6 protein-coding genes are annotated in these 3,684 nt (G+C 53.7%); 3 read left to right on the top strand and 3 right to left on the bottom strand.

Annotated elements, in window-relative coordinates; genetic code table 11:
* Positions 1–424: 424 nt before the first annotated feature.
* From NQ050_RS10885 to NQ050_RS10895, 3 genes are all read left to right on the top strand, one after another.
* Positions 425–811, top strand: coding sequence for a hypothetical protein (locus tag NQ050_RS10885; protein ID WP_257039368.1), 387 nt, complete (start codon positions 425–427; stop codon positions 809–811).
* Positions 812–878: 67 nt separating this feature from the next.
* On the top strand, positions 879–1,007 hold the full coding sequence (locus tag NQ050_RS10890) for a hypothetical protein (protein WP_257039369.1): 129 nt from the start codon (positions 879–881) through the stop codon (positions 1,005–1,007).
* 716 nt (positions 1,008–1,723) lie between these two features.
* Positions 1,724–1,987 (top strand): capsid cement protein, encoded by a 264-nt coding sequence (locus tag NQ050_RS10895; protein ID WP_257039370.1) that lies wholly within the window; start codon positions 1,724–1,726, stop codon positions 1,985–1,987.
* Here the strand turns inward: NQ050_RS10895 and NQ050_RS10900 are convergent.
* From NQ050_RS10900 to NQ050_RS10910, 3 genes are all read right to left on the bottom strand, one after another.
* Positions 1,984–2,211, bottom strand: a complete 228-nt coding sequence (locus NQ050_RS10900; protein WP_257039371.1) for an AlpA family transcriptional regulator — start codon at positions 2,209–2,211, stop codon at positions 1,984–1,986. The genes NQ050_RS10895 and NQ050_RS10900 overlap by 4 nt on opposite strands.
* A 142-nt stretch (positions 2,212–2,353) precedes the next feature.
* A complete protein-coding gene (locus tag NQ050_RS10905; RefSeq protein WP_257039372.1) occupies positions 2,354–2,482 on the bottom strand; it encodes a hypothetical protein in 129 nt (42 codons plus the stop codon).
* A gap of 484 nt (positions 2,483–2,966) precedes the next feature.
* Positions 2,967–3,554 (bottom strand): DUF3800 domain-containing protein, encoded by a 588-nt coding sequence (locus tag NQ050_RS10910; RefSeq protein ID WP_257039373.1) that lies wholly within the window; start codon positions 3,552–3,554, stop codon positions 2,967–2,969.
* Between the last annotated feature and the right edge of the window lie 130 nt (positions 3,555–3,684).

A 3,684-nucleotide genomic window follows, 5' to 3' on the forward strand; every position in this document is an offset into this window, starting at 1 on the left:
CCTCGAGGCGCTCGAAGTACATGCGCACCGCGCGCTCCTGCGTGGCTGCGTCGTACTGACTGGGTCGTGCCATGCTGATCGTCCTCCTAGGGTAAAACCTAGTCTCCGACCAACCCAGGCCGCTTCAAAAGATTCTCCGCCAGAATACGATCCTCAACCAAGCGGACCACACGGTCCTTCGCATCCTGATCAAACTTCTTTGGCATGTTCCAGATTTTCCCATCTACTCAAACGGAACAAAACCCGGGACACTTCAGTGCAATAGGATTGCAACCCATGACCCACAAGTCGGAACCGTCAAAACTGGTTCGAATTAGTATAAACCCAGTTCTGTTTTGAAATCCGGGTCTTTGGCGGCAGTAAGAATTGATGATTGCGATCCGGTTGACGGCGTTCTCGATGTTATCGGAGGTGCTTTGCAGCAATGGCGCTAACTTTGAATGAGGTGATCAAAATTGCGCAAAAATCAGCGGGCCCAAAGGGTCTAGTCTCTGATTTAATTGAGCGAGGTGAAGGGCGTTATGTGTTTGAAAAAGCGACGCCCCCTGATAGCCCTCTGCAATTTGGAGACAGCCCTTGGATTGTCGTCTTTGAAAAAGACGGCACTGTTGTCTCTGGTAGTTCGGCGCCTATGTATTTCCCATCAGTCTATGAGGTCATTGATTTCGATGGGAATGTGATCCGTAGCCGTGAAGAGGTTCAGACAGCTTGGGAGGCGGAGAAAAAGAGGCAGGCGGAGTTGGATGCCCTGGCTGAAGCAGAGGGGGATGAGGCCTTGGAAGTGGTTCCTGTGGAGTGGAATCATTCGTAAGTAAAGCTCACATGATGAGGCCGTATGAAATGGGGGGCATATTCTTTTGCACCGCATTGTTTTGGAAATGGTTGCTAATGATGATGGCGACATGATTGTCGAAGTAGAAACTGAAGGCAATCCTGCGTTCGTGACCGTTATTGGCATGCTTGATATTTCTCGCGATGAACTGTATCGACGAATTGAAGATGATTAGCGTCGCCTAGATGGTAGGTTCCCCGGTCCGAGTCCGGGCGACGCACTAACCCCGCGTACCTTGTGGTGGCGGGGTTTTGTTATGGCCACACCACGATGGCCCAGGAGGTCACACTTTGGATGAAGCACTCGCCACCACGACCGAAGGCACTGGTGACGCACGTGCACCGCAGAGCGCCCAGGAGGTGGCTGCGAATGATAAGCCGGAGATGATCATCGACGACTATTAGGACGTGCTCGCTAAGGTTTGTGTTGAAGCGGCCGCGTTCAGAGTTTAGTTGTAGGAGCGTAGGCCGATTGCTGAAAAGTTCAAGGAAATCCAAGAAGCCGAGAAGACTGAACTGCAGCGGGCGCAGGAGGCCCTGGAGGCTGAACGTGCACGCGGTGGCGCTAGTTCGAGATTCAACTCAAGCGCGCCCAGGCTCTCGCTAAGTACGACATTTCTGAGGATAATGCCGATCTGCTCGGTAGCGACCCGGAGAAGTTTGAGGCGAATGCGCAGCGTATCGGTGCGCTGCAGGTGGAGGCAGCGAAGAAGGCTGCGCTGCCCTCTGACTATCCGGTGGAGGATTTGAAGCCCGGCGCTTCAACATCCCAGCCCGAAAAGGATTTCATTTATCCATCGCACTGGCTAGTCAAAGGGGCGGTTTTCAAACACATAGGCGGCAATAAAAGGCTTCTACCGTTGTTCGCTGCACCCCTACACAGAACCCGACCGTGAAGGCGGCTGAGGCGATTTCTGCGGGGTCTTTTGTTGAGATTTCAGGCAAGACTGATGGGCTCAACCCGGTTGTTAAGCCAGCGCCTGCTGGTTCCGCACCCTTCGGCATTGTCGCCCATAATGTGGCGAAGGATGCGCATGTGATGGTTTACCGCGCAGGCCACATTGTGGATGATGTTGCAAGTGGTTCAATTGCTGCTGGTGATCTCGTTAAGGAGGTTGTGTCTGGCAAGGTCTTGACGAGAATTGCGCAATCCTAGGGATGGTTAGGTACGGGGCTGCCGGGGCGGCCTGCGTGCCATTCTTGGACCTCTAGCGCATCCCAGAGGGGGGTGCGCTTGTCGAAGTTACCGATGGGGGCGGGGGTGCGTCCTTGTGCCGTGTAGGTTGTCCAGGTCGAGGGTTTAATTCCGCAATGCGCCGCACACTCTTTAACTCGCCACAGTTCGCGCCCGGTGTCTTTGTCGGTGATGATGGGGTTCATCCACGCTCCTCGGAGTAGATGTGGCGTGCCATGGCGGATATTACCAGTATGCCGCCAAGTGCGGGTAGCCATCCAAAGCCGGTAAGTGCGTAAAGTACGATGGCGCCGAGTATATAGACGGCGGCAGATTCAATGGGGCTCATTAGGCGGTCTCCTTGCGGTTGTGGTCGATGACGTATCCGACGGCGAGGAAGGCTGGGATAAAGAATGCGGAGGCTCCGGCCAGGGCCATGATGATAGCGGTGCAGGCTCCGATGAGTGTGAATCGCATTAGTAAGGTGCCCTTTCGTGTAGTGTGGTTGGGGAAGTCCCCCGCCTAGTTGCTATAGCCGGGGGCTTCTTTATTTACGTCTGGTGTCTAGCCAGATAATGACCATGACTACCAGGGTTATGGTGGCAATGATGTTGCTATAGTCTACATCCTTCACCTCTCTTTCTGGTGCGTTTCACTCCGCACTAAAACCATTATAACGCCCTAGGCCGTTATGTGCTAAGTAAGGAAACATAATCCCTTAATGTGTTCTGTCACGTTCGAGCCACATAGGTCGTAACCCCTAGTTCGACGGCCACGCGCGCCGGGTGGGTCGTTGTAGTGGGCGTGACCCAACTCGTGTGCGCGCGAGCAAGGCGTCTCGACGTCATCCATGCCGATACGGAGACTGATCGTCGTGCGGTGGGGGAGCCACGTACCTTTGGGGCCACCTCGGTGCCATACGATGCGGTAGCCACGATTCTCGGCGACGTCGAAGAGAGCATCAATCATTGAACCTCGCTTTTAGTGATTCGAAATCGGTTGCGCTCATTGGTATTTCGTCCTTGGAATAGCAGTGACGGTAGCTTCCGAGGTGATTGGCATATGTATCTTTGCCTTCACCAGCTGCGCGGATTTTGCTGTGCGGGCTGCTTTCATGTGCTAATCGATTTCCGAAATACTTGATGGCCCATTCGAATTCGTCAAACTCAGGGTCGCATTTGAGCGCCGAGATTCGTCCTAGAAGGGCGCAGATCCAATCTGCGCACTGGACAGTTTGATAGAGATGGCTTTCGACCTCGAGTGGTGGTTCGAGGAGTTTGTCTGCATCCTGGTGGGAGAACATGAAGGCTGCGCTCGATGCGAAGATTTCCATGCGTTCTTTTGGGCCTTGTTTGTCTAGCACCATGAGATGTCGTTGGTTTTCTGGTAGCGACCAGTTGATGCGTTGGATGAGCTGTTTCATCGCATGGTCGTAGCGTGATTGTTCGTTTTCGCCTGTTTCCTCGTTGCTGTCTGGTGGTTTTTCTTGGCCGTAGAAGACGATTTGGGTGTCGAGTTGTTCCAGTTTGTTGAGTACGCGGTTCAGCATCTTGGGACCTGACCCCCGTTAGGTAGACACCCAATCTCAGCTCAGTCGGGCTGGGGGAAAGGTAATCTACCACCATGTCAGCGAAACGCTATGACGAGCAGTTCAAAAGGGATGCGGTTGCCTTCTATGA

This window comes from Corynebacterium sp. 122RC1 (assembly GCF_024580955.1).
Classification (GTDB): Bacteria; Actinomycetota; Actinomycetes; order Mycobacteriales; family Mycobacteriaceae; genus Corynebacterium; species Corynebacterium kozikiae.